The sequence below is a fragment of the Bacillus sp. SIMBA_008 genome, assembly GCF_046535495.1.
Taxonomy (GTDB): domain Bacteria; phylum Bacillota; class Bacilli; order Bacillales; family Bacillaceae; genus Bacillus; species Bacillus subtilis.
Genome location: NZ_JAWRWL010000002.1, coordinates 141,625 through 165,513 on the forward strand (window position 1 = coordinate 141,625; position 23,889 = coordinate 165,513).

A 23,889-nucleotide genomic window follows, 5' to 3' on the forward strand; every position below is an offset into this window, starting at 1 on the left:
AGGGATTATTTTAATGATTTTTATAGGTATATTTTCATAATATTCAAACTTTTATTTTTATGTTGTCTGTTTCATGCGACGGCTGATACATCGATTGCATCCGTTCATGAAGCAATACTGCCGTTTCTGTCATTAATTTTTTCCCGATTTCATCCACATGGCGGTTTCGCCAATTTTCTAATTGCGATCCTTTGACCCATTGATTAAAGGCTCCCAGCGCGGGACCGCAGTGAATTTGATAATCGACCTTCGAATGTTCGCTTCCGCTGATTGCCAATTTTGAGCTGTATCTGAAATACCATCGAAAAATCAAAGCCATTTTATGCTTCGGATTTTGTTCAGCCTTCTCAATGTCTGCAGCGGGATAATGCAATGCAATATCTTTATATATGTCTTCTATACTGCGTTTAAAGTATTTCTCCTCAAGCTGGGCCAGCATCTTTGCATCCAGCTCACGTATAGACCCATACCGCTGGTACAGTTCATATAACTTGTTTGCCCGTGCGGGAAAGAACACGCCTTTCTTTAGCACCTGCACTTTACTGCCCGATTCAAACATATCACCTGCAGGCGCATAGGCTGTATCTTGTACATTCATCTGCTGAAGCAAATCCTTTACTTTATCACTTGTTGCCGCCTCAACCGTACATTGATTGATTGAGCCTGTTAGAATAAAATCAGCTCCTAGCATAAAAGCCGCCATCGCTGCCTCAGGTGTTCCAATTCCTCCAGCTGCACCAACTCTTATTTTTTTCCGGTATTGATATTTTTTCATCATTTCATCTCTTAAAGATGTCATCGCCGGCATCAGGCTGTATGCTACACCGCCATCTGTATGACCACCTGAATCAGCTTCTACACAAATATCGTCAGCCATCGGAATACACCGCAACAACTCAGCTTCGTTCATAGTGATTTTATTTTCTCCTAAAAGCTTTTGCAGCATATTCTCAGGCGCAGGACTCAGAAATGATTCTGCAACTTCCGGCCGTGATATTTTTGCTATGAGACGATTTGAGCATATAACGTCACCATTTTGATTTCGTTTCACTCCTTTTGCGCGGTACCTTACTAATGCAGGAGTGACACTTAAAAATGCTGAAGCCTCCACAATGCTCACTTGATTCCTCAATAAAAGATCGATCATTTTTTCTTCTGATTCAGTATGTTTCATATTGTGGACTAGATTGATGCCATAGGCTTGTCCTTTCCCTAATTCACCTTGTATAGCATGGATCGCATCTTCAACCTCTTTCAGGCTCAGACCTCCTGTGCCAAAGAACCCCATAATTCCCGCTCTTGACAGCTTTACTACCATTTCTTTCGAAGCAATGCCGCGGTACATTCCCCCTGCAAGATAAGCATATGTAAGATGATAATCTTGTTTAAATTCAGCACTTCCTAAAGATTCTGCCGTAATCCCAGCTTGAACATTGCGTTGCTCCTTTAGATGCGCACTGATCGCGGGGTTTTTTTTCGGTATATATGTCAATGGTTCAGCTTCATTTTTAATCCGATGAATGAGACCAGTTAAAACAGTTCCAGGCCCAATCTCTTCAAACTCCATTTCTCCTCTTCCCATCAGAAAACGAATGCTGTCCGTCCATTTCACTGTGTTGTCCATTTGTTCAGATAATGTATCTTTTAATCTGTCTTGATGGTATGGCTCTGCGTAGACATTGGAGATAACCGGGATCGCCAAAGGTGCAAACTGGAATGAGTCAATATATTGCTTAAATACCTGTTTGGCTTCATTCATATATCTGGAATGAAAAGCTCCGCTCACATTTAATGGATGAAACAGCTTTACATCCTTGGTGTTTTCAAAAACAGCCCGAGCTTTCTCAATCTCGTTTTTCGGGCCAGAAATCACAATTTGCCGGGGCGTATTTTCATTTGCCACATCAATGTCATAAAGACGGTGCTCTTCTAAAACGGCTGTAACTTGTTCCTTACTCAGGCCGATCACAGCAGCCATTCCGCCCCCTGTAATTCGTCCCATCAATTCTCCTCTTTTTTTGACGAGCCTTAATCCGGTTTCAAAATCAAATGCACCGGCTGCCATCAGCGCATTGTATTCTCCTAAGCTGTGTCCTGCCGCAAAATCAGGTTTTCTGCCGGTCTCCTCCACTCTCTTCAAGTAACTGAGTGCATTAACAACATACAAAGCCGGCTGCGTGTATTCAGTATGATTTAAATCCAGATATGATTTTTCGGTACATAGCTTCTCTATTGAATAGCCCAATATTTGATCTGCTTGATCTGTCAAATGCTGATACTGTTCAAATAGCCCTTGTCCCATCCCCTTTTGCTGGGAGCCTTGCCCTGGAAAGACATATGTAATCATCTTGTAAACTTCCTTTCTGGTGTACGGAAATACTCAACCGTATTCAGATTTTTCAGCTCCTGATGAAATGGTGTTATGATTGAGCAGCAACGGTCAGCTGAATCACCCGGAATCAGCTGTTTCACAAAAGCAGCTAAGGTGCCGGATGGCCCTAAATCGATAAACTTGCATGTATGCTGGCTTTCCAAATATCGAATCGCTTCACGAAACATCATTGGCTTTCTGACCGCATTCCAAAAGAAATTCTCGTCCATTACGTGAAGGCAGCTTCCCGTTAAGCTCGATACAATCGGTATTGACGGTTTTTTAAAAGATTTTGATCTTAAAAATTCTGCATAGGCACTCTCTGCCGGATCAATAAGCGAAGAATGAAAGGCATAGGACACAGGAAGCAGCTGGCAAAGAATCTGCTTCTCCTTTAAATCCTCCATAATCTTCCTTATATGATCTTCTTCACCAGAAATGACGAAGTGCGAATCATAATTGATAGAAATGAGTTCACTATTTCCAAACAGTTGCGGATGATCATTCAGCAATTGCGGTTTGTCAAGAATGGCAACCATTTTTCCTTTATCGCAGGAATTCTGGATGATAATAGCCTGTTCAAGTATGCAATCCAGTATATCCTCTGCGTCTGACACACCAGAAACTGCCGCTGCTGCGAATTCTCCCAGACTTGATCCCAATACGTAATCAGGAGAGATTCCCCTGTCTTCCAAAACCTTATATAAGGAATACTCAATCATAAAAATGGCGGGGTGGGAAAAAAAAATACTGTCAAACGGATCTGACATACGTTTACCTGGATGGTAGATTTCTTCAACAATGGATGTGCCAATTCGCCGTGCTGCAATGTCATCCATTTCAAGCATAGATTGGCGAAACACGGTATTTTCCTTAAATAGTTCTTTCCCCATGTGATAGTATTGGGAACCTTGCCCGGAAAACATAAAAACAAGCGGTTCATTCATGTGTATAACCTTCTTTTTTTATATTTATGACGGCTATTGGATTTCTTATTTCCATGTATGTTGTAAAGCACATAGCAGCGATTGAAATGAAATTAATAAATGGAAAAGACATATGTGAAAAAGTAAAGGAGATTCAACTTGGAAGGATTGCTATTGGTGCTCTGGATGCGGTTCATTTATGATGTGATCGTAGATGTATGTTGATATCTCAAAATTGATGTAACATGATAACAGGATCAGCAAAGAACATCGACTCTATGATTGGTGGGTGAGGTTAAAAAATGGACCATCTAGATGTGGGAGCGATGGTTTGACAGACCGGCTGACATAGTTCAAATGTCTAACTTAATTTATCAGCCTCTTTATGTAACAGTATATAAAGTTATTCAATTAGAAACAGTGTCAATCGAACGATTGAATCTTTAAAACTTTATACCTTAAATGAAAGGAAATCTGTGTTTAGACCTGATTGATGAGGTACACGGCCATAGGGGCAAATGCTTTAGCGGGGCATTGCTTCCGCATCTTTCTTTATGCGATGAATTAACCCAGTTAAAACATTTCCAGGCCCTACCTCCTCAAACTCCATATGGCCTTTTTTCATTAAGTATCTTATGCTGTCAGTCCATTTCACTGAGTGATTAATTTGATCAGCCAGCGTCTGTTTCATGAATTCGTATGTATACGGTTTGGCATACACATTAGAAATAACCGGGATAGACGGAGGCGAAAAATAAAAGGCATGAAGGAATTCCTCGAATTCTTCTTTTGCTTTATTCATGTATCTGGAATGAAACGCGCCGCTTACGTTTAAGGGGAGTACCATTGTAACTTCAGTCATCGTTTTAAAAAGAGATGCGGCTTTTTCAATCTCATCTTTTTTTCCTGAAATTACAATTTGATATGGGGCATTCACATTAGCGATATCAACATCATGTAAATGATATTCTTTCAGAGCCTTTGCAACCTGCTCTTCATTTAGTCCCATAACAGCTGCCATACCGCCGTTGCTTATCTGACTCATCAGTTCGCCTCTTTTTCTGACAAGCTGTAAACCTGTCTTAAAATCAAAGGCTTCAGCTGCAAATAACGCATTGTATTCACCCAAGCTGTGCCCGGCGACAAAGTCAGGTTTAACTTCTTCATCCTTGATTTTTTTCAGATAGCTTAGTGCGTTTACCACATATAACGCCGGCTGAGTAAATTGCGTTTTGTTTAAATTGGAATAAGGATTTTCCAGGCAAAGACGTTTGATTGAATATCCTAAGATCTCATCTGCCTGATCCGTCAGTTCTTTAAATTCATCGAATAGGCCGCTGCCCATTCCCTGTTTCTGTGAACCCTGACCTGGAAAAACATATGTGATCATTCTCTCAAAGCCACCCTTCCGATTAGTAGATGTGTTTCACTTCTGTATGACTTTATAATAGTGATGACCGGATAAATAGTAGCATGTTCATGTTGATGGTAACCTCTGTAAATATTATCCGTCAAGTTAATTTTTCCTACAGTTTGCTCGATTGTTTTTCTGCTTTTTTCCATTGAGGAATAAAGGATCAGGAGATATAACAGAACATAAGAAAAAAGACCCGGATTACGTATAGGGCGCCATATCATGATAATGCGCTTCATTTTCTTTCAAATGAGTTTTCAAAATAAATAACACCCATCTATGTAATCATTTTCGAAAATAAAAATCATTTAGATATTCGAAGAAAAATAGGATAATAGATTCAGAAGGATTATTTAAAATCAAAAATACCTTTTTGGTTTTTACGAGTGCGAAATTTCACAAAATATTCTTTCTTATCAATTTGAAAGTAAATATTATGCTGATAAAGATCCTTTATCGAATGGCCGGGCAATTTGCCAAATGAGTGACCAGGATACACCCGTACATGGGGTGAAACCTCCGACTTTATTCTTTGAATACTATCAAACATCTCTTCCGCAGAGCTGCCATCATCCTCACATATGCCGCACCCTTCTGTAAACACCGTATCTCCGGTAAAAATACTCTCAGAAAACAAATAACACATTCCGCCGGCTGTATGCCCCGGTGTGAGAAGGCATTGTGCTCTTGTGTTTCCTATGCTGATTGTCTGATGATCATCTAGGCTAATTAAATTTCTGCATCGGAATTGATAATAATCAATTTCTTTTTTTGACATATAAACTTGAGCGTTAAACATCTTCGTCAGCGGGTCTACCAGATTTACATGATCATAATGAGAGTGTGTCAATGCGACTGCCTTTAATTCCGCTTCGATTTCAGAAAGTGTAGTGGTTATCTTACTCAATTCCCATGAGGGATCAACAACAATTGCAGATCTGCTTACAATATCTTCAATGATATAGCAATAATTCGTCCAGCCCTGATACCTTGTTTTAATTGGATGCACCTTGTAAGTAAGATTCATTTATACCATCCCTATCATGTAAAGTTCTTAAACGATGGACCAGTGTTCACCCCTCAGTCCGTCTTTCATTCCACTTTACCAAACAGCATGCTTGTTTTCCATTTTTTTCAGAGATCCTTGTTCTTTGAATATAAAAAAGCGACTCTTTTGGACGCATGCCCAACAAGAATCGCATTTCGCACTAGTGCCTTAAGGATGTCGTTTTTGTGTCTCACGTGTATCTTCCACGCAAATTGACTCTACATGCTGCATAATGACCCGCTTGATTCGGTCTTTATTCACGCGCACAGGGTCAAGCATGGCATGTAAAGCCAAGCCGTCAACAAGCGCGTAAAGTCTCTCAGCTTCAATGTCTTTATCAGCATTCTGCTTCAGTAAATCGGATTCATCTAAATAGGCAATCAGATTCCGCATGCCGCTGAAAATCCCGTCATGATTCGCATCAAACATATCCTTTTTATGTCTGGCATAAGCAGTAAAAGCAAACCAAACCTCCATCTCTCTAATCGTTTCTTCATTCGTTGGGACCATTTCAAGCAAAATTTGCAACACTTTTTTCTTAGGGAGCAAATCCCTCACTGCAATGTCCTTAATTCGGGCCGTCACCTTTTCTTGGACAAGTTTCATTGCAAAAGCAAGCAATTCATCCTGTGTAGAGAAATAATGGCGCAGCGCACCTAATGACAATCCTGCTTCCTTTGCAATATTTCTGGCTGATGCTCCCTCCATCCCTCGTTCTAAAATGACGCGCCACGTTGCTTCTGCAATTTGTTTTCTTCTTTTCTCATGGTCAATTTGTTTTGGCATAGCTTTATTGTAACAAGAAAAAAATGAGAGGGCAATTTTTATAATACAGTTGTGTTGCAAAAACAAAGATGGTAACATATTATTTAAATAATACAACTGTATTGAAAAGAGGGGGATGGATTGAACGGTATCGCATGGATGATTGTTTTCTGTGAAATTGCGTTTTGGGTTGTCATTGTTTTGGGGCTTGCTGTACGCTACGTATTCAAACGACATACATTAGGACTGCTATTCCTTGCCTTAACTCCAGTTATCGATTTGATCTTGTTAGCGGTAACTGGTGTGGACCTTTACCGCGGAGCCTCAGCGACCGCAGCCCATGGGATTGCAGCTGTTTACATCGGTATATCGATCGCTTATGGGAAACAAATGATTCAATGGGCAGATGAAAAGTTTCAATATTATGTGACAAAAAAAGGAACAAAACCGCTGAAACGTTTTGGAATGGACCATGCCAAGCACGGTGCGAAAGGCTGGCTAAGACATGTGCTGGCCTACTTAATTGGTGCGGGACTATTGGGAGGGATGATCTATTTTATCAATGACTCTGCCCGAACCGAGGCATTGAGCGGCATTCTTAAACTGTGGACTGTCATTATAGGCATTGACTTTCTCATTACAGCCAGCTATTTTATTTGGCCAAAAAAAGAGAAAGCTTCGGCGAATCTCAAGAGTTAACATGATGAAAAAGGCCCTTCCCCAGTGGAAAGGGCCTTTTTTGGTTTTGTTAAAATATGCTATACTATTTTCGTCAGAAAATAGACTTATAGATATTTTGGGCTGATTCAAGGGTGCTGTTTGTATGAGTAAGCAGGTGAAGGGAGTGTCATACTTGAACCATAAAGAACAGAACGAGCACTCTAAAGATTTTAACCTCAGATCAAAATTAATCGGAATTGTATCTATCACTTTTATCGCGGCCATGGCGCTTGCAGTCATCTTCGGCGGCTTTTTCTTCGGGATGAAAGGCTTATTCTCCATACTGGGCATCACATACGCTTCCAATCAAACATTAGCTTTATTTATTTTAGCCTGCTTTGCTGTAGGTTTAATCATAGACCCACTCACAAAGATTATCTCTATCATTTTGGCAAAATCACTTTCATTGAAAAAGACTGCACTTTTTGCTTTTATACTGTATTTTATCAGCAATCTTATAACGATCTGTTTTGCAGATTACTTTATGCAGTCTATTTATATTCCAGATATCTTGCTTGTTGTGATATCAGCAGTGATGGCTTTCACTGAACTTGCTTTTGATGACCAGCCTAATAGAGAAGCAGCTTAAAATGCGATGGCAGATATGGAGAATTCATAACACCTTATATTTGGACATCACCAGTTATATAAACGAAAAAACTCCCTGTTCACACGAACAGGGAGCAAAACACAATGTTGTAATTAAATTCTGCATTCTAAAATGATTCTTACATTCGGATCATCAAGTTCATCCAAAAAGATAATGATCTTCGGACCACATGCCATGTGCTTCCACCCCCTCACCCAAAATATACATTAATCCCAATTGTCTGTAAATGGAAATTTTGTTATACAGAGGAACCATGAAGTATAATGCGTTAACACTGCTCACACGTTTACAACCGTTTCTTATAATCTGACACTCGAAGGAGTACAAAAAAAGCATTGATCCATTCAGAGAATGGATCAATGCTTACCACCCCCGCTACATCACGCGTTTGAACATCTTTTCCATCTCATAAGTGGAATGGTGTATGATGATCGGGCGGCCGTGCGGGCATGTAAATGGGTCTGATGTGCTTCGGAGGTCGTCCAGAAGCGCTTTGATTTCATCGTTTCTGAGGTGGCGATTTGCTTTGATGGAGCCTTTGCAGCTCATCATAATCGCCGCTTCCTCGCGGAGTTTTTTAATATCTATATTTTTGGAGTCGAGCACCTGCTGAATGATTTCTTCTATAAGCTCTGCTTCTTCTCCCTTTGGAAACCAGGCTGGGTGGCAGCGGACGATGTAACTGTTAGAGCCGAATGACTCTAAAAAGACACCGACGCTTTCGAGCTCTTCTTTGTGCTGTTCAATAATCAAAGCCTCATTTGTGGAGTAGTGGAACGTCAGCGGTACAATCATCTCCTGCACCTCAGGCTCAACCTCCCCCACCTTTTCACGGAAGTACTCATATTTAATACGTTCTTGGGCGGCGTGCTGGTCGATAATATATAGGCCGTTTTCGTTTTGTGCCAATATATAAGTCCCGTGCATCTGGCCGATCGGGTACATAATCGGAACCCGCTCAGACGCTGGCTGCTGCTGTTCCTCATGGCATTCCTGCTCAAATGTTTCAGGCAGTTCTTCTGAAACATCGGACACCTCAAGGGTTTGTTCCTGATCAACGATAGGAGGAGCATCAAATTGGAGAGGAGGCAATTCTTCCTCCGCATCAAACGGCTCTTTCACGACTGAGCTGAGCTTCATTGGTGAATAAGATGACGCAGTCGATTTTTCCGGAACTTTTTTTTCCGGAGGCTTTTCATCAAAGGTTATGAACTGCTGCTCATTTTTGATTACAGGTGCCGATTTTTTCGGGAGCTGGGCACTCGGAATCAGCTGCTGCTGTTTAAATACATCTTTAATTCCGTCACGAATTAAGTCATGAAGCTCTGTTTCCTTGCTGAGCCGGACCTCAAGCTTCGATGGATGCACGTTGACATCGACTAAAATCGGGTCCATCGTAATTTCTATAAAAGTAATCGGATGGCGTCCGATCGGCAGAAGCGTATGATAGCCTTCATGAACCGCTTTGACGAGCGGGAAATTTTTAATGTAACGGCCATTGACCACAGACGACATATAGTTTCTCGACGCCCGTGTAATCTCTGGGAGGGCGATATATCCCTTTACTTCAAAATCCAAGGAGCTCGCATGCAGCGGAAGCATTTTTTTGGCGACAGCCGTGCCGTAAATCGCTGCCAGTACATGGCGCACATCTCCGTTTCCGTTCGTTTGAAGCAGGTTTTTCCCATGATGGCGCAGGCGGATCGATACCTCTGGATGCGCCAGAGCAATACGGTTAACCACATCCGTAATGTTTCCAAGCTCTGTATGAACGGTTTTCATATATTTCAAACGGGCCGGTGTGTTAAAAAACAGGTTGGAAACGACAATTTCAGTTCCCTTCCTGCTTGAGGAACGCGATTCGGAAATGATGTTTCCTCCTTGGAGGACGAGCTTCGTCCCAGCTCCTTCACCAGTGCTTGTTGTAATCTCCAGATGAGAGACTGACGCGATACTCGGCAGAGCTTCTCCCCTGAAACCGAGCGTTCTCACCCTGAATAAATCATTTTCATCTTTTATTTTACTCGTTGCGTGGCGGCGGAAAGCTCGCTTGCAATCTTCATTCTCCATTCCTTCGCCGTTATCCAAGACCCGAATGGATGCAAGGCCTGCTTCCTCAATATCGATTTCAATGACTGTGCTGTCAGCGTCGATCGCATTTTCCACCAATTCTTTGACGACTGAGGCGGGCCGTTCCACAACCTCGCCCGCCGCTATTTTATTTGAAAGCTCATCTGACAGTTGGATGACTTTTGCCACATTCATCACCCCGTTTTAATGTAATTTCTTTTGCAGCTTGTACATTTCATTCATCGCTTCAAGCGGTGTCATATCCAGTATATTAAGTGATTTGAAAGCATCGATCACTTGCTTTTCTTTTTTTGAAAGCTTTGGTGTTTCAGCCGGCTTTTCCGCTTCGTCAAAAAAGGACAGCTGTGCCGGCTCTTCTTTCACCTGAGGTTTCTGCACCGGCACTTCCGGTTTGTTTCCTGAATGCTCAAGCTCTTTTAAAATATCTTGAGCGCGCGCAATCAGATCTCCCGGCAGTTCGGCAAGCTGAGCTACATGGATACCATAGCTTTTATCAGCGGCACCTTCTTTAATTTGATGAAGAAAGACAACCGTTCCGTTATATTCTTCAGCGCGAACATGAACGTTTTTCAGCTGGGGCAGCTTGTCCTCAAGAACGGTCAGCTCGTGATAGTGTGTGCTGAACAGCGTCTTGGCGCCGATATGATCGTGAACATATTCAATAATCGCCTGTGCCAGCGCCATGCCGTCATAAGTGGACGTTCCCCGCCCGATTTCATCAAACAGAATGAGGCTGTTTTTCGTCGCGTTGACAATCGCATTTTTCGCTTCAAGCATTTCTACCATAAATGTACTTTGTCCGGAAATCAAATCATCTGCAGCGCCGATTCGCGTAAAAATTTGATCAAAAATCGGAAGCACCGCTTTTTTCGCGGGTACAAAGCAGCCGATTTGCGCCATAATGGAAATGAGCGCGATTTGTCTCATATACGTGCTTTTCCCTGACATGTTTGGACCTGTAATGAGAAGCATTTGTCTGTTATCGCCCATCATACAGTTGTTCGGGACATATTCCTGGCTGTCCATGACTTTTTCAACAACCGGGTGTCTGCCTTCAATCACTTCGACTTCATCTTTAGAGAACTCTGGTTTCGTGTAGTGGCGATTTTCACTGATTGTCGCAAAGCATTGCAGTGCGTCCAGCTCGCTCATCTGTTTTGCAAGCAACTGCAGCCGCGGAATATACTGCTTCACTTTCTCGCGCAGCTCGGTAAACAGCTCGTACTCCAGCTCACAGATGTTATTTTCCGCCTCTAAAATGAGCGCTTCTTTTTCTTTTAATTCAGGTGTAATGTAGCGCTCTGCATTGGTTAACGTCTGCTTCCGCTCATAACGCCCTTCCTCAAGCAAATGCAAGTTTGCTTTAGTCACTTCAATGTAATAACCGAAAACTTTATTAAAGCCGACCTTTAAAGAGCGAATGCCTGTGTATTCCCGCTCCTGCTGTTCCAAGCGGGCAATCCAGTCTTTTCCGTTTCTGCTTGCATCACGATATTCATCAAGCTTTTGATTATAACCATCTTTAATCAGGTTCCCTTCTTTTACCGATAAAGGAGGGTTTTCGTACAGCGCTTCTTCCAGCAGTTCAAGTACATCCCCGCAAGGGTCAATGCGCTTTGCACGTTCCTTGGCCTTGTCATGAGCCAGTGAAGCAACCAGCTGTTTGATGCCAGGAACTTGCTTTAACGATTCCTTCAGCTGAATCAAATCCCGGGCATTGACATTTCCGAATGCAACGCGGCCGGCAAGGCGTTCTAAGTCATATACTTCTTTTAAACGTTCACGCAGATCTTCCCGTTCAAAGAAATGGGACATCAATGTTTCCACCATTTCTTGGCGCTCTTCGATTTGATTGACTCTGATAAGCGGCCGGTCAATCCACTGTTTAAGCAGCCGGCCTCCCATTGCCGTTTTTGTTTCATCCAGCAGCCACAAAAGGGAGCCTTTTTTATTTTTTGAACGGATTGTTTCGGTCAGCTCCAGATTACGCTTTGAGTACAAGTCAATTTTCATCGCTTCCTCAAGCTCATACACCTGCAAGGGCTGAAGATGATCAAGGCTGCGCTTTTGGGTTCTTTTCAGATACGTATATAAGCGCATAAATGTTTTTGTTATATCTTCATTATTTAAGTGCTCAATGATCGTTACGTGTTCGTCTGTTTCTCCGTCTTCAATTGAAATCGTTGCACCGCACCGCTCTCTCAGCTGTGCCACTGTATCGGCATCCAAGCTTCCTGAAACCACGATTTCCCGTGCGCCGACTGAATAAATTTCTGATATGACGTCTTCAAGCCGTTCAATCAAAACAGCCAAATTTTCTCCCGTTGTTAAATCAGACAGCGCAAGTCCGTATCCGTTCGAGCAGGCTGAAACAGATGCGATAAAGTTATTTTCCGATTCATGGATGCCTTTGCCGTCCATTACAGTTCCGGGCGTAATCAGCTGAACCACTTCTCTTTTCACAACGCCCTTTGCGGCTTTCGGATCTTCCGTCTGTTCACAGATCGCCACTTTGTATCCTTTTTTAATAAGCTGTTCGATATACGCGGAAGCAGAATGATACGGCACACCGCACATCGGTATTTTTTCAGCCGCACCGCCATCTCTGCTCGTTAACGTAATTTCCAGCTCTTGTGACGCTTTTTTGGCGTCCTCAAAAAACATTTCATAAAAATCACCCAGGCGAAAAAATAAAAAGGCATCCTGGTGCTCTGCCTTTATTTTTAAATATTGCTGTATCATAGGCGTATAACCGGCCATTGTTTAATCCCTCACTATGTATCAACGTTTCTATTTTCCAACCTTCATTATAACATAAACAAAAAGTGATAAAAGAATGATATATCAATATAAAAAAGAGACTTGGGGGTACTGTCTCCCCTAGTCCCTTTTTTATTCTTCAGGATCTCCCACTAAAAACTCCGGGTTGATGTCTTCAAGCTCTTCATCAAGCTCATCTTCCCAATCTTCCTCGTCATCCTCTTCCCAGTCAGGATTGACCTCAACAACTACCTTTGTTTCCCCTACCACTTCCGCCAAAAATTCTCTTTCTGCCTGCACAACGATTTTATTTCCATTCGGCGAAATGGTCACTTCAAGGCAGTTTGGCTGCTGAAGCACTTTGGCAATCACTTCATGCTCATCATCTAAGTAATTATTGTCTCTGTATCTGAGTTTAATGACATCTACATATTTTACCCGTTCTGTGACAACCTCTGTCTTTGTGTTGTCCGCATAAGAGTACCATACGTTTATATCATAATACCCTTCAATTTCTACCGTTTTTCCAATTTTTTCAGCGTCATACTTGTGGTTAATAATCCAACCACCCAAAATGCTGCTCGGTTTTTTCTCAGGCGAGATGGTGTTGGTGCATTGGGTGAATTTTCGGCCTTTCGCTACTACTGCCTTCGTAATAATTTCCCTGTATTCAGACATTCCGGCATGCCTCCTTGTTCTTCTTCGTGTTATCTTATGCTGGGCATTTGTCTAGTGTGCATTTTTATAAATAAAATATAAAAATACAAAGTTTCTGTTCCATTGTATGCAGGGGTGCCTAGAAACTTTACTTATAAGTGCGATAAAGTTTATACGCGGCTGAGCACAGAAAAACCAATTGAACATTTGGTACATAGATTATTTAGTTTATTTTTAACCGCACAAATGATAAAAAAACACGGGCCTGTAAAGGCACCGTGTTTAGAGAGAACAACTGTTATTTGAATGCTTCACCTTTGAACCGGTTTCCCCTTTCAGCAGGTCGCCTCCGGTTGATGTGATGATTTCATTTGTGACTTGGTTGGAAATGGTGTGTGCAACGAGCTGCAATAGGTCATTTACTTCCATCTGCGAGTCTCTGAATTCCTGGATAACAGGAATCTCTTCAAGCTCTTCTTGCAGCGCGTCAATTTTTGCTTCTACTTGTTTGAGCGCTTCATGCTTTTCATAATGCTTCAGATTGACAGCCTGCTTTTGCAGGGCTTTAATCTGATTAACGATTGTGGACACTTTGTCATTCTCATTGATTTGCGCTTCAGCCCGTTTGAAAAAATCAACCTCTTCTGTTTCAGAGATCATTTTTGCAAGGTTTCGTGCCTGCTGCACAATGTCTTTTTTTGAGTAGAGCGTCATCTTATTTCACCTCGATTGCTTCTCCTACCATTTCTCCGTCAAGCGACCATGTTTTCGCTTGCTGGATTTTCACGCGGACGATTTTGCCGATGGCTTCCTTCGGCCCTTTGAAATTGACAAGCTTGCTTTTTTCCGTATAGCCGGCAAGAATATCAGGGTTATTTTTGCTTTCACCCTCAACTAATACTTCGACAACCTTGCCTTCGTATTCCTTCATTTTTTTAGCAGAAATTTCATTCACCAGCGCGTTCAGACGCTGCAGGCGTTCTTTTTTCACACGCATCGGTACATTATCTTTCATCTTAGCAGCCGGAGTGCCCTCACGCGGAGAGTAAATGAACGTATAGGCGCTGTCAAACTCCACTTCACGGTATAGAGAAAGCGTTTCTTCAAACTGTTCGTCCGTTTCATTTGGAAATCCGACGATAATGTCCGTTGTCAATGAAGCGTTTGGCATTGCTTCTTTAATTTTTCGCACCAGCTCCATGTAACGCTCTCTGTCATATTTGCGGGCCATCAGCTTCAGAACTTCTGAGCTTCCTGATTGAACCGGAAGATGAATGTGATCAAGCAGATTTCCGCCTTTTGCCAGCACTTCAATGAGGCGGTCGTCAAAGTCGCGCGGATGACTCGTTGTAAAACGGATTCTCGGGATATCGATTTTTCTCAGTTCATCCATCAAATCACCAAGTCCGTACGTCATATCTTCAAAGTCTTTTCCATACGCGTTTACGTTTTGGCCTAACAGAGTAATTTCCTTATAGCCTTCACTTGCGAGCCTTCTCACTTCCTGAATGATATCTTCAGGGCGGCGGCTTCTTTCTTTCCCGCGTGTGTAAGGCACAATGCAATACGTACAGAATTTGTCACAGCCGTACATGATATTGACCCAGCCCTTAATTTTTCCATTTCGGACTTTCGGAAGGTTTTCAATAACGTCCCCTTCCTTAGACCAAACTTCTACAACCATTTCTTTTGAAAGGTATGCTTCTGACAAAAGCTCCGGCAGGCGATGAATGTTATGCGTTCCGAAAATCATATCGACAAACGGATGTTTTTTCAAAATACGGTTCACGACTGATTCCTCTTGGGACATACAGCCGCACACGCCTAAAATCAGATCGGGATTGTTTTTTTTCAGTGCTTTTAAGTGCCCGAGCTCACCAAACACCTTGTTTTCAGCATTTTCACGGATTGCACATGTATTTAACAAAATGACATTGGCATCGTCAACAGAGTTTGTCGCTTCGTAACCGAGCGCCATAAAGATCCCTGCCATAACCTCTGTATCGTGTTCATTCATTTGGCAGCCGTACGTACGGATATAGAACTTTCTTCCGTCTCCCAATCCTTTAAATTGTTCAGAAATTTTAAAGTCATTATGATAAGTAACGGCTTCCTTGCCTCGTTTTTTCGCGTCTTTTAAAGAAGGCGGAATGTAAACAGCTTCAAAGTACTTGCTGTAATCCTTCTCGGATTTTTTGTCCGATGGATTAACTTGTCCGCTCTCTAATTTTTGTTTTTCATTCATGTCATATTTTCTCCTTTCAAACCAAACTTCCACCCTTCAGTATAAAGGTTATTGAAGCTCTGCACAACTGGCAACCTATCATTGTACACTCATTGAGAATAATAATCAATAAGGAATCAAAAGAGGAAGAGTAAACTCTTCCTCTTGTTACAATAGCTGGAGCTCCTTTGCCGTCTTTTCGATGACATCAAGCGCCTGATCCAGTTCATCTTTGGTGTGCTCTGCTGTTATAATCGTGCGAATTCTGGCTTTTCCCTTTGCTACAGTCGGGAAAACGATACTTTGGGCAAAAACACCGTGGGAAAGGAGCTGATCTGAAAATTGCTTTGCCACACCTTCATCACCTATTAAAATAGGAAGAATCGGCGTTTCACTCTTCGTGAGAGTCAGGCCCATTTTCACAAGCATTGCTTTAAAATAGGCAGTATTCTCCCACAAGCGCTCCATATGCTCCGGCTCTTCAAGCAAGACATCAATTGCTTCCATACAAGCTGCAGTGACAGCCGGCGGATGAGATGTGCTGAATAAAAATGGACGGCCTTTATGGCGCAAATAATCGATCAGCACCTTTGAACCTGCAGCGTAGCCGCCAAGCACTCCGATTGCCTTGCTTAATGTTCCGACCTGAATATGAACTCTGCCGTCAAGGCCGAAGTGATTCACCGTTCCCCTGCCGTTTTCGCCAAGTACTCCGGATGCATGGGCGTCATCCACCATCACAAATGCGTCATATTTCTCAGCGAGCTCTACAATATCAGGCAGAGGAGCTATGTTGCCATCCATGGAAAATACGCCGTCTGTCACAATCAGACGCATCCGATAATTCATTGACTTTCTCAGCACCCGCTCTAAATCACTCATATTGACGTGCTGATACACCTTTTTATCCGCCTTTGTCAGTCGAATTCCGTCAATAATAGAGGCATGGTTCAATTCATCTGAGATGACAATGTCCTCTTTTGATAGAATACTTGAAAGTACGCCTTGGTTTGTTGTGAAGCCTGATTGGAATACAAGTGCCGCCTCCGTTTTTTTAAAGGCTGCCAGCTTTTTCTCAAGCTCTTGATGCATTGTAAATGTACCGGCAATCGTTCTCACTGATCCGGTGCCGGCTCCATACTGCTGAACGGCCTCCTGTGCGGCATTGATGAGTCTAGGATGTGAAGTGAATCCGAGGTAATTATTAGAAGATAGCTGAATGACTTTTTGGTGATTCACTGTGACAGATGGACCCTGCATAGATTCAAGCTGTTTTATGTCTTGCCATGTATGGTTTTCTTTCATACTATCAAGCTCTGCTTTTAAAAAATCAAATTCCTTCGTCATGTTTATCCCCCTTTATGGAATTAAAATTACTTTTCCGCACTGGCCGCTTCTCATCAGTTCGAAACCTTTTTCAAACTCCTCTAACGGAAACTGATGGGTAATAACAGGTTCAAGATCGATCACGTTTGAACTGATCAACTGAGACACCTGGCGCCATGTTGAAAACATTTTTCTTCCTGTTATTCCTTGGATGGTAAGCCCTTTAAATACCACTTTATTCGTCAAATCAATTGTCACCGGATGTTCCGGCAAGCTGAGAATATGAAATCTTCCGCCATTCGCAGCCATCGCAAGACCTTGGGCAATCGCTGAGGGATGACCCGACATCTCACAAACAAGATCTGCTCCTTCCCCACTAGTTAAAGCGCTTACAATTTTGAGCGGGTCTTCTTTTTCAATAGAAACAGTACAAGTCGCTCCCATTTGTTTTGCAAGCCTCAGCCTGTATTCATTCTTATCAATTGCTATCACCTGAGAAGCTCCTGCTGCTTTTGCAACCGCAACAGCCATAAGACCAATCGGTCCGCATCCAATGACTGCAGTCGTTCCTCCTGCAGGCTGGCTCTCGAGTACGGTATGAACTGCATTTCCTAAAGGCTCTTGAATGGAAGCAATCGACGGGTCCATATCAGCGGGATTTCTCCAAATATTATCAGCTGGAACTTTTACATACTCCGCAAAACAGCCTGCCGTGTCCACTCCGATTATAGCAGTATTGGTACACACATGAGATTTTCCTGTTAGGCAAGGGACACATTCACCACAGACAATGTGTGTTTCCGCAGACACATACTCTCCCACTTTTACACTGCTGACATTCTCTCCCACGCCCTCTACGATGCCGCTGAACTCATGGCCGAAAACATAGGGTGTTTTGATTCTCTGACGTGCCCATTGATCCCAATTATAAATGTGGACATCCGTGCCGCATATGGAAGCGGCTTTCACTTTTATGAGGACTTCATGTTTATCAATCTCAGGAATGGGAACTTCAGTAAGCACAGCACCGAACGCCCCGTCCTTTTTCATTAGAGCTTTCATCTTTCCACTCTGCATGTACAATCCTCCTTGAAAAATTCTTGTTATATTCGGATTGTACCATGATATGGAATAAGCGTAAACAGCACTGTCTTTTCCAGAAGGACAAAAGTATCTGTCTTGAAAAATGGGCGGAAATTTTTTTTGAAACGTTTTAGCTCATTTCTGATTTTGTATATTCGCTCATTTATGTGCTAAAAATACTATCGGGAGAAAATATCACAATAAATGAAAAACAACCTGTTTGCATTACGCAAACAGGTTGAGAATGCTTTATTTGTTTTTAGCGAGGCTCCACGATTAATTTAATCGCTGTTCTTTCTTCCCCATCGATTTGAATATCTGTAAAAGCCGGAATACAAATCAAATCAACGCCGCTAGGCGCCACAAATCCCCTGGCAATCGCCACAGCTTTTACAGCCTGGTTTAATGCACCCGCTCCGATCGCTTGAATCTCGGCGGCTCCTCGCTCTCTCAACACGCCTGCAAGCGCACCTGCCACTGAATTTGGACTCGATTTTGCTGAAACTTTTAAGATTTCCATTTCTGCTCCCCCTTAGTTTTACAATGGATAAGTGAGTGTTCATTAGAACAATCATTATTAGATGTTGCTATCCAAAAAGCCATCCCCACAATGCTTTTCAAAAATAGCGGGCTACCTTCCATTTTTACTATATTCACTAAGGAGTTGCTATATTCCTGCTTTTCTTTTTAATATTTTTATAAAATAACCATATGTTCAACTATTCAAAGAACATGTGATCATCGTTGATTAAAATACGCTCAATTTTCACGGCTTTTTTCGTTTGATCGTCAATGTCAATGACAACTCCGCTGAGCGTTGTTTTTCCTTCAGCGACAGTAAACCGGACTGGAAGGTTCGTTTTGAATCGCTTAATAATCGTCTCTCTGTCCATCCCCAGTATACCGTCATACGGGCCAGTCATTCCCACATCAGTAATATATGCCGTTCCCTTCGGCAAAATGCGGTTATCCGCTGTTTGCACATGTGTATGAGTTCCTACTACAGCCGACGCCCTTCCATCCGCATACCAGCCAAGTGCGAGCTTTTCACTTGTCGCTTCGGCATGAAAGTCGATAAAAATGTACGGTGTTCTTTTCGCAGCTTCTGCGATCAATTCATCCGCTTTTAAAAACGGGTCATCAAGCGGCGGCAAAAACGTACGTCCCTGCAAATTAATGACTGCTAGTTCTTTGCCGTTTGCTTTCACATATGTGATCCCTTTCCCCGGTGTTCCTTCAGGAAAGTTTGCCGGGCGAACCAAGTTCGGAACGTCATCTATAAAATCAAATATTTCTTTTTTGTCCCATGTGTGGTTCCCCATTGTGATTGCATCTGCGCCGGACTGGATTAAGCTGTGATAAATTTTTTCCGTCAGGCCTTTTCCATGTGCGGCGTTTTCACCATTAATAATGGTAAAGTGAGGCTTATATTTTGTTTTTAGCTTTGGTACATATTCTTTGACCATGTCACGGCCCGGTGAACCGACAACATCTCCGATAAATAAAATTCTCATTTTGTAAATCCTTTCTTCTTGAAAATTCCTTGCCGTCAAAAAAATAAAGTGATGCTTAGCGCATCACTTTATTTTGCATACTCTACGGCTCGAGTCTCTCTGATTACTGTCACCTTAATATGACCTGGATAATCGAGCTCGTCCTCAATTCGCTTGCGGATATCTCGCGCCAGTCGATGAGCCTCAAGATCATTAATTGAATCCGGCTTCACCATAATACGCACTTCGCGTCCAGCCTGAATGGCAAATGATTTTTCAACACCTTCGTAGGACTCAGAAATTTCTTCGAGTTTTTCAAGTCTTCGAATATAATTCTCGAGCGTCTCACTTCTTGCGCCAGGTCTTGCAGCGGAAAGCGCATCTGCTGCAGCTACCAGCACAGCGATAATGGAAGTCGGCTCCTCATCCCCGTGGTGTGATGCAATACTGTTAATCACGACTGGGTGCTCTTTATATTTGGTCGCAAGCTCTACCCCGATTTCAACGTGGCTTCCTTCTACTTCATGGTCAATTGCTTTCCCGATGTCGTGAAGAAGACCCGCACGTTTAGCAAGCTTTGCGTCTTCACCAAGCTCCGATGCCATTAGACCGGCCAAGAATGCGACTTCCATGGAATGCTTAAGCACATTTTGACCGTAGCTTGTACGGAACTTTAAGCGGCCGAGGATCTTGATGAGATCTGGGTGGAGGCCGTGAACGCCAACCTCAAATGTCGTTTGCTCACCCATCTCACGAATATAGTCATCGACCTCGCGGCGAGATTTTTCAACCATTTCTTCAATCCGTGCCGGATGAATACGGCCATCCTGAACGAGTTTATCAAGAGCAATTCTGGCTGTCTCACGTCTGATCGGATCAAATCCGGAAAGAATGACAGCTTCAGGCGTATCATCAATAATCAGGTCAATTCCTGTCAGCGTTTCAAGCGTACGAATGTTACGCCCTTCCCGTCCGATGATACGTCCTTTCATCTCATCATTTGGAAGATTGACAACTGATACCGTTGTTTCGGCAACGTGGTCCGCTGCGCAGCGCTGTAAGGCGAGTGAAAGAATGTTTTTCGCTTTCTTATCCGCCTCTTCTTTCGCACGGTTTTCAGTTTCTTTTGTCATGATGGCGATGTCATGTGAAAGCTCGTTTTCAACCCGCTCAAGAATGATTTGTTTTGCTTCATCACGAGTCAGACTCGAAATTCGTTCCAACTCTGACTGCTGCATACGAATCATCTCATCCACTTTGCTTTCCATCTCTTCAATATGTTGTTGTCGTTCATTCAGAGAATGATCTTTCTTCTCCAACATCGCTTCCCGTTTATCAATTCCCTCATGTTTGCGATCAAGGTTTTCCTCCTTTTGGAGTAAACGGTTTTCTTGTTTTTGAAGCTCATTTCGTCTTTCACGAACTTCCTGTTCAGCATCTATTCGAAGTTTGTGGATTTCATCCTTTGCTTCAAGCAGAGCTTCTTTTTTCAGTGCTTCAGCATCACGCTTCGCATCTTCAAGAATTTGCTCGGCTGCACCGCGTGCGCCCGCAATTTTCGCTTCGGCAATGGTTTTACGAACAAAGTAGCCAACAACTAAACCGAGTAGAATCAGCAAAATGGAGATGAGAACCATCATAATTGGGGTCATACTTTCACCTCCTCTTGCTATGAACTTGGTTGTTGCTTAAAAAGTGTCGGCATGTACATTGTCTAGTTTTCTCAACATACAGAACCTTCACAGGGAATGAGTGTGTTCATCGCCCTTGTCAAGTTTAAATGGTTTAACAATCATGTTAAAAAAACAAATGTTACAACTTCATTGTAAATGTGTCGGAAATACTTGTCAAGCTTGCCATCTTAACGTTTGCAGGCCAGTCGTCTTTTCACGTTCCGAATGCAATTCATCCAAAAGAAGAACGCCAATCATTCTTGATTCAGAAGCTGGTATATTTTATTGTTCACTTGGCCCAATTTAGCATTATTTTGAATGTTTGAGAACAAAATAACAATGGTTTGCCCAGATTTGCTAAAGCTGTTCAAGATATTGAAGCCCGGCATAACACCATGGTTTGAATAGCTTCCGGGAGCAACATAAAATCCCATGCCGTATGTGGAGCTGCTCCCTGGCGTAAACATCTTTTCATAGCTATTTTGCGAATACAGTTTTCCGTCTATCAGCGCTTGGTCAAATTTGTACATATCTATAGCGCTCATATAAATATCACCGGCTCCATACAGCTGAGATAGATCAGGTATATACGGTGTAACTGTTTTGCCGCCCTTCATCTTATACCCGACAGCAGGATAAGGTTCTTTTTCATATGTTTTGTAAAAGCCTGCATGCGTCATTCCCGCAGGTTTAAAAATATGATTCTTTATGTACTGTTCATAGGACTCACCGCTTACTTCAGCAATAATATAAGCGAGAACAGAATAGTTGGAATCCTTGTAGTCCCATACGCCCGGCTGACGTTTGATTCCCTGCAGTTCTATGTCTTTTATTAAATCGTCCGGCGTAATGGCGCCGTTTCCTTCAATATGTCCGTTTATCCCCGATGTATGTGTAAGCAGATTCTTCAAAGTAATCGTTTGTCCGTTAGGAAAGTGAGGTAAATACGTACTTACCGGATCACTTGTCTGAAGTTTCCCCTTTTCCTCTAGCTGCAAAATAGCAGTTGCAATCAGCGCTTTTTGTGATGAACCGACATAAAAAGATGTCAATGGATTATTTTGAATGTAGTGTTTACGGTCAGCATAGCCAAAACCTTTATTTGTTACGATTTCTCCATTTCTGACAATCATGGCTGTTCCACTGAAACCGATTTCTTCTAAATAATTGCTGATTTTTTGATTTCGATCCACTGTTTTGATTTGTTCCTCTGATTTTTTGGCAGTTTTCTTTTTGACCTCTTTTTTCTGATCGGTATTTGAAACCGCTGCAGTTTCTTGAGATGGTTCGTTTTCTTCACTATTCCGATGAAGAGCATTCCAAATCGTAATGCAAACCATCACTGCTAAAAGACCAAGCAACAGTTTTCCTCTTTTATTTAGTTTTCTCCGTCTGCGTTTCGCAGTTCTTCTGCGGGTTGGGCTTGTCATTCATTTTTTCCTCCCAAAATAAATTCCATTTTGCACACGTTTTGTTAGACGAATAAAGCCATAAAAAAGTTGTCAAAAAAAGCAATATTTTTATCATTTTTTTGCAAAATACAAAAAAGCTGAGTTTTTCACTCAGCCTTTTGTATCATTTGAAACTTATTTTATTTTTATTCTTCAAATTCGAGTTCTTCTTGTGTCTCTTCAGCTTGCTGTTGCACTACTCCGTTATTATCCAAGCCGTAATGTTCGCGAATTTGCTCCTGGATCATCAGCATGATATCTTTATTTTCTTTCAGGAATTGTTTTGCATTTTCACGGCCTTGGCCAAGACGCTCTTCTTCATAAGAGTACCATGAACCGCTTTTTTGCACGATATCAAGTTCAGTTCCTAGATCAATGATTTCGCCTTCTTTTGAAATGCCTTCTCCGTACATAATGTCAACCTCGGCTGTACGGAACGGCGGAGCCACCTTGTTTTTCACGACTTTGATTTTCGTTTTGTTCCCCATTACGTCGTTGCCTTGTTTCAGCTGTTCAGCACGGCGCACTTCAAGACGCACGGAAGAGTAGAATTTCAACGCACGGCCGCCAGGAGTTGTTTCTGGGTTCCCGAACATAACGCCGACTTTTTCACGAATTTGGTTAATGAAAATCGCGATTGTCTTCGATTTGTTAATGGCCCCTGAAAGCTTACGAAGCGCTTGAGACATTAAGCGTGCTTGTAAACCGACATGAGAATCTCCCATGTCGCCTTCAATTTCCGCTTTCGGAACGAGAGCGGCTACAGAGTCGACAACGACAATGTCAACTGCCCCGCTTCGAACCAATGCTTCCGCAATTTCAAGCGCCTGCTCGCCTGTGTCAGGCTGAGACAGTAAAAGCTCCTCGATGTTAACACCGAGCTTTTGCGCGTATACCGGATCTAACGCATGCTCCGCATCGATAAACGCGGCTTGTCCGCCCTGCTGCTGAACTTCAGCAATCGCATGAAGCGCCACAGTTGTTTTACCTGAGCTTTCAGGACCGTATACTTCAATAATCCGTCCGCGAGGATATCCGCCAATTCCCAGTGCTGTATCAAGAGCGAGGGAGCCGCTTGGTACAGTAGAAATTCTTGTATCTGTCTTTTCTCCCAGTTTCATAATGGAACCTTTGCCGAACTGTTTTTCTATTTGTTTAAGAGCCATATCTAAGGCTGCCTGACGATCACTCATTCTATTTTTTCCTCCTTTATGTTACCACTACATATACTATACCCTGTTTGAAGGGATTTGCCAAGAAAAAAGCGAACGCATATT

At 42.5% G+C, this 23,889-nt stretch carries 20 protein-coding genes; 2 read left to right on the forward strand and 18 right to left on the reverse strand.

Annotation, left to right across the window (positions count from 1 at the left end):
- Positions 1-43: 43 nt before the first annotated feature.
- From fabD (SB658_RS06170) to SB658_RS06195, 6 genes are all read right to left on the reverse strand, one after another.
- Positions 44-2,347, reverse strand: a complete 2,304-nt coding sequence (gene fabD / locus SB658_RS06170; protein WP_015715912.1) for an ACP S-malonyltransferase — start codon at positions 2,345-2,347, stop codon at positions 44-46.
- Positions 2,344-3,318 carry an acyltransferase domain-containing protein gene (locus SB658_RS06175; RefSeq protein ID WP_015715911.1) on the reverse strand — a complete coding sequence of 325 codons (975 nt, stop codon included), beginning with the start codon at positions 3,316-3,318 and terminating at the stop codon, positions 2,344-2,346. Before SB658_RS06175 ends, fabD (SB658_RS06170) begins: the two co-directional genes overlap by 4 nt.
- A gap of 502 nt (positions 3,319-3,820) precedes the next feature.
- Entirely contained in the window at positions 3,821-4,687 is an 867-nt protein-coding gene (gene fabD, locus SB658_RS06180) for an ACP S-malonyltransferase (protein ID WP_015715909.1), read from the reverse strand.
- Entirely contained in the window at positions 4,684-4,950 is a 267-nt protein-coding gene (locus SB658_RS06185; protein ID WP_120363368.1) for a hypothetical protein, read from the reverse strand. The genes fabD (SB658_RS06180) and SB658_RS06185 overlap by 4 nt, the downstream gene beginning before the upstream one ends.
- Positions 4,951-5,060: 110 nt before the next feature.
- Positions 5,061-5,738 carry an MBL fold metallo-hydrolase gene (locus SB658_RS06190; protein WP_015715908.1) on the reverse strand — a complete coding sequence of 226 codons (678 nt, stop codon included), beginning with the start codon at positions 5,736-5,738 and terminating at the stop codon, positions 5,061-5,063.
- Between the two features lie 189 nt (positions 5,739-5,927).
- Entirely contained in the window at positions 5,928-6,545 is a 618-nt protein-coding gene (locus SB658_RS06195) for a TetR/AcrR family transcriptional regulator (RefSeq protein WP_015715907.1), read from the reverse strand.
- 120 nt (positions 6,546-6,665) lie between these two features.
- On the opposite strand from SB658_RS06195, the gene SB658_RS06200 reads away from it, so the two are divergent.
- Positions 6,666-7,223 (forward strand): hypothetical protein, encoded by a 558-nt coding sequence (locus SB658_RS06200; RefSeq protein ID WP_144500767.1) that lies wholly within the window; start codon positions 6,666-6,668, stop codon positions 7,221-7,223.
- A 154-nt stretch (positions 7,224-7,377) separates the two neighbouring features.
- Positions 7,378-7,833 carry a regulatory YrvL family protein gene (locus SB658_RS06205; protein ID WP_080332252.1) on the forward strand — a complete coding sequence of 152 codons (456 nt, stop codon included), beginning with the start codon at positions 7,378-7,380 and terminating at the stop codon, positions 7,831-7,833.
- A gap of 396 nt (positions 7,834-8,229) precedes the next feature.
- On the opposite strand, the gene mutL is transcribed toward SB658_RS06205, so the two are convergent.
- From mutL to recA, 12 genes are all read right to left on the reverse strand, one after another.
- A complete protein-coding gene (mutL, locus tag SB658_RS06210; RefSeq protein WP_144500768.1) occupies positions 8,230-10,113 on the reverse strand; it encodes a DNA mismatch repair endonuclease MutL in 1,884 nt (627 codons plus the stop codon).
- A gap of 15 nt (positions 10,114-10,128) precedes the next feature.
- Positions 10,129-12,705, reverse strand: a complete 2,577-nt coding sequence (gene mutS, locus SB658_RS06215; RefSeq protein WP_064671396.1) for a DNA mismatch repair protein MutS — start codon at positions 12,703-12,705, stop codon at positions 10,129-10,131.
- 132 nt (positions 12,706-12,837) lie between these two features.
- Positions 12,838-13,383, reverse strand: a complete 546-nt coding sequence (gene cotE, locus SB658_RS06220; protein ID WP_003231833.1) for an outer spore coat protein CotE — start codon at positions 13,381-13,383, stop codon at positions 12,838-12,840.
- 261 nt (positions 13,384-13,644) lie between these two features.
- Positions 13,645-14,076, reverse strand: a complete 432-nt coding sequence (ricA, locus tag SB658_RS06225) for a regulatory iron-sulfur-containing complex subunit RicA (protein WP_003231834.1) — start codon at positions 14,074-14,076, stop codon at positions 13,645-13,647.
- A gap of 1 nt (position 14,077) precedes the next feature.
- Positions 14,078-15,607: a tRNA (N6-isopentenyl adenosine(37)-C2)-methylthiotransferase MiaB gene (gene miaB, locus SB658_RS06230; RefSeq protein ID WP_014664026.1), complete on the reverse strand. Its 1,530-nt coding sequence runs from the start codon at positions 15,605-15,607 to the stop codon at positions 14,078-14,080.
- A 147-nt stretch (positions 15,608-15,754) separates the two neighbouring features.
- Positions 15,755-16,933 (reverse strand): glycine C-acetyltransferase, encoded by a 1,179-nt coding sequence (locus tag SB658_RS06235; protein WP_015715903.1) that lies wholly within the window; start codon positions 16,931-16,933, stop codon positions 15,755-15,757.
- Positions 16,934-16,945: 12 nt separating this feature from the next.
- Positions 16,946-17,989, reverse strand: a complete 1,044-nt coding sequence (tdh, locus tag SB658_RS06240; RefSeq protein ID WP_029726482.1) for an L-threonine 3-dehydrogenase — start codon at positions 17,987-17,989, stop codon at positions 16,946-16,948.
- A gap of 265 nt (positions 17,990-18,254) precedes the next feature.
- Positions 18,255-18,515: a stage V sporulation protein SpoVS gene (gene spoVS / locus SB658_RS06245; protein ID WP_003154135.1), complete on the reverse strand. Its 261-nt coding sequence runs from the start codon at positions 18,513-18,515 to the stop codon at positions 18,255-18,257.
- A 199-nt stretch (positions 18,516-18,714) separates the two neighbouring features.
- On the reverse strand, positions 18,715-19,509 hold the full coding sequence (gene ymdB / locus SB658_RS06250; RefSeq protein ID WP_029726483.1) for a 2',3'-cyclic-nucleotide 2'-phosphodiesterase: 795 nt from the start codon (positions 19,507-19,509) through the stop codon (positions 18,715-18,717).
- Between the two features lie 68 nt (positions 19,510-19,577).
- Positions 19,578-21,140, reverse strand: a complete 1,563-nt coding sequence (gene rny, locus SB658_RS06255; protein WP_003221010.1) for a ribonuclease Y — start codon at positions 21,138-21,140, stop codon at positions 19,578-19,580.
- 275 nt (positions 21,141-21,415) lie between these two features.
- Positions 21,416-22,591: a serine hydrolase domain-containing protein gene (locus SB658_RS06260; protein WP_032725712.1), complete on the reverse strand. Its 1,176-nt coding sequence runs from the start codon at positions 22,589-22,591 to the stop codon at positions 21,416-21,418.
- 167 nt (positions 22,592-22,758) lie between these two features.
- Positions 22,759-23,805 (reverse strand): recombinase RecA, encoded by a 1,047-nt coding sequence (gene recA / locus SB658_RS06265; protein WP_003245789.1) that lies wholly within the window; start codon positions 23,803-23,805, stop codon positions 22,759-22,761.
- Positions 23,806-23,889: the final 84 nt, after the last annotated feature.

What these genes read in the sequence shown, in the direction of transcription:
- SB658_RS06185 (WP_120363368.1), bottom strand. Translation starts at nt 4,950, where the DNA reads ATGAAGCGCATTATCATGATATGGCGCCCTATACGTAATCCGGGTCTT.
- rny (WP_003221010.1), bottom strand. Translation starts at nt 21,140, where the DNA reads ATGACCCCAATTATGATGGTTCTCATCTCCATTTTGCTGATTCTACTC.
- SB658_RS06175 (WP_015715911.1), bottom strand. Translation starts at nt 3,318, where the DNA reads ATGAATGAACCGCTTGTTTTTATGTTTTCCGGGCAAGGTTCCCAATAC.
- cotE (WP_003231833.1), bottom strand. Translation starts at nt 13,383, where the DNA reads ATGTCTGAATACAGGGAAATTATTACGAAGGCAGTAGTAGCGAAAGGC.
- mutS (WP_064671396.1), bottom strand. Translation starts at nt 12,705, where the DNA reads ATGGCCGGTTATACGCCTATGATACAGCAATATTTAAAAATAAAGGCA.
- fabD (WP_015715909.1), bottom strand. Translation starts at nt 4,687, where the DNA reads ATGATCACATATGTTTTTCCAGGTCAGGGTTCACAGAAACAGGGAATG.
- ymdB (WP_029726483.1), bottom strand. Translation starts at nt 19,509, where the DNA reads ATGAGAATTTTATTTATCGGAGATGTTGTCGGTTCACCGGGCCGTGAC.
- fabD (WP_015715912.1), bottom strand. Translation starts at nt 2,347, where the DNA reads ATGATTACATATGTCTTTCCAGGGCAAGGCTCCCAGCAAAAGGGGATG.
- SB658_RS06260 (WP_032725712.1), bottom strand. Translation starts at nt 22,591, where the DNA reads ATGACAAGCCCAACCCGCAGAAGAACTGCGAAACGCAGACGGAGAAAA.
- SB658_RS06190 (WP_015715908.1), bottom strand. Translation starts at nt 5,738, where the DNA reads ATGAATCTTACTTACAAGGTGCATCCAATTAAAACAAGGTATCAGGGC.
- miaB (WP_014664026.1), bottom strand. Translation starts at nt 15,607, where the DNA reads ATGAATGAAAAACAAAAATTAGAGAGCGGACAAGTTAATCCATCGGAC.
- ricA (WP_003231834.1), bottom strand. Translation starts at nt 14,076, where the DNA reads ATGACGCTCTACTCAAAAAAAGACATTGTGCAGCAGGCACGAAACCTT.
- spoVS (WP_003154135.1), bottom strand. Translation starts at nt 18,515, where the DNA reads ATGGAAATCTTAAAAGTTTCAGCAAAATCGAGTCCAAATTCAGTGGCA.
- recA (WP_003245789.1), bottom strand. Translation starts at nt 23,805, where the DNA reads ATGAGTGATCGTCAGGCAGCCTTAGATATGGCTCTTAAACAAATAGAA.
- SB658_RS06235 (WP_015715903.1), bottom strand. Translation starts at nt 16,933, where the DNA reads ATGACGAAGGAATTTGATTTTTTAAAAGCAGAGCTTGATAGTATGAAA.
- SB658_RS06195 (WP_015715907.1), bottom strand. Translation starts at nt 6,545, where the DNA reads ATGCCAAAACAAATTGACCATGAGAAAAGAAGAAAACAAATTGCAGAA.
- tdh (WP_029726482.1), bottom strand. Translation starts at nt 17,989, where the DNA reads ATGCAGAGTGGAAAGATGAAAGCTCTAATGAAAAAGGACGGGGCGTTC.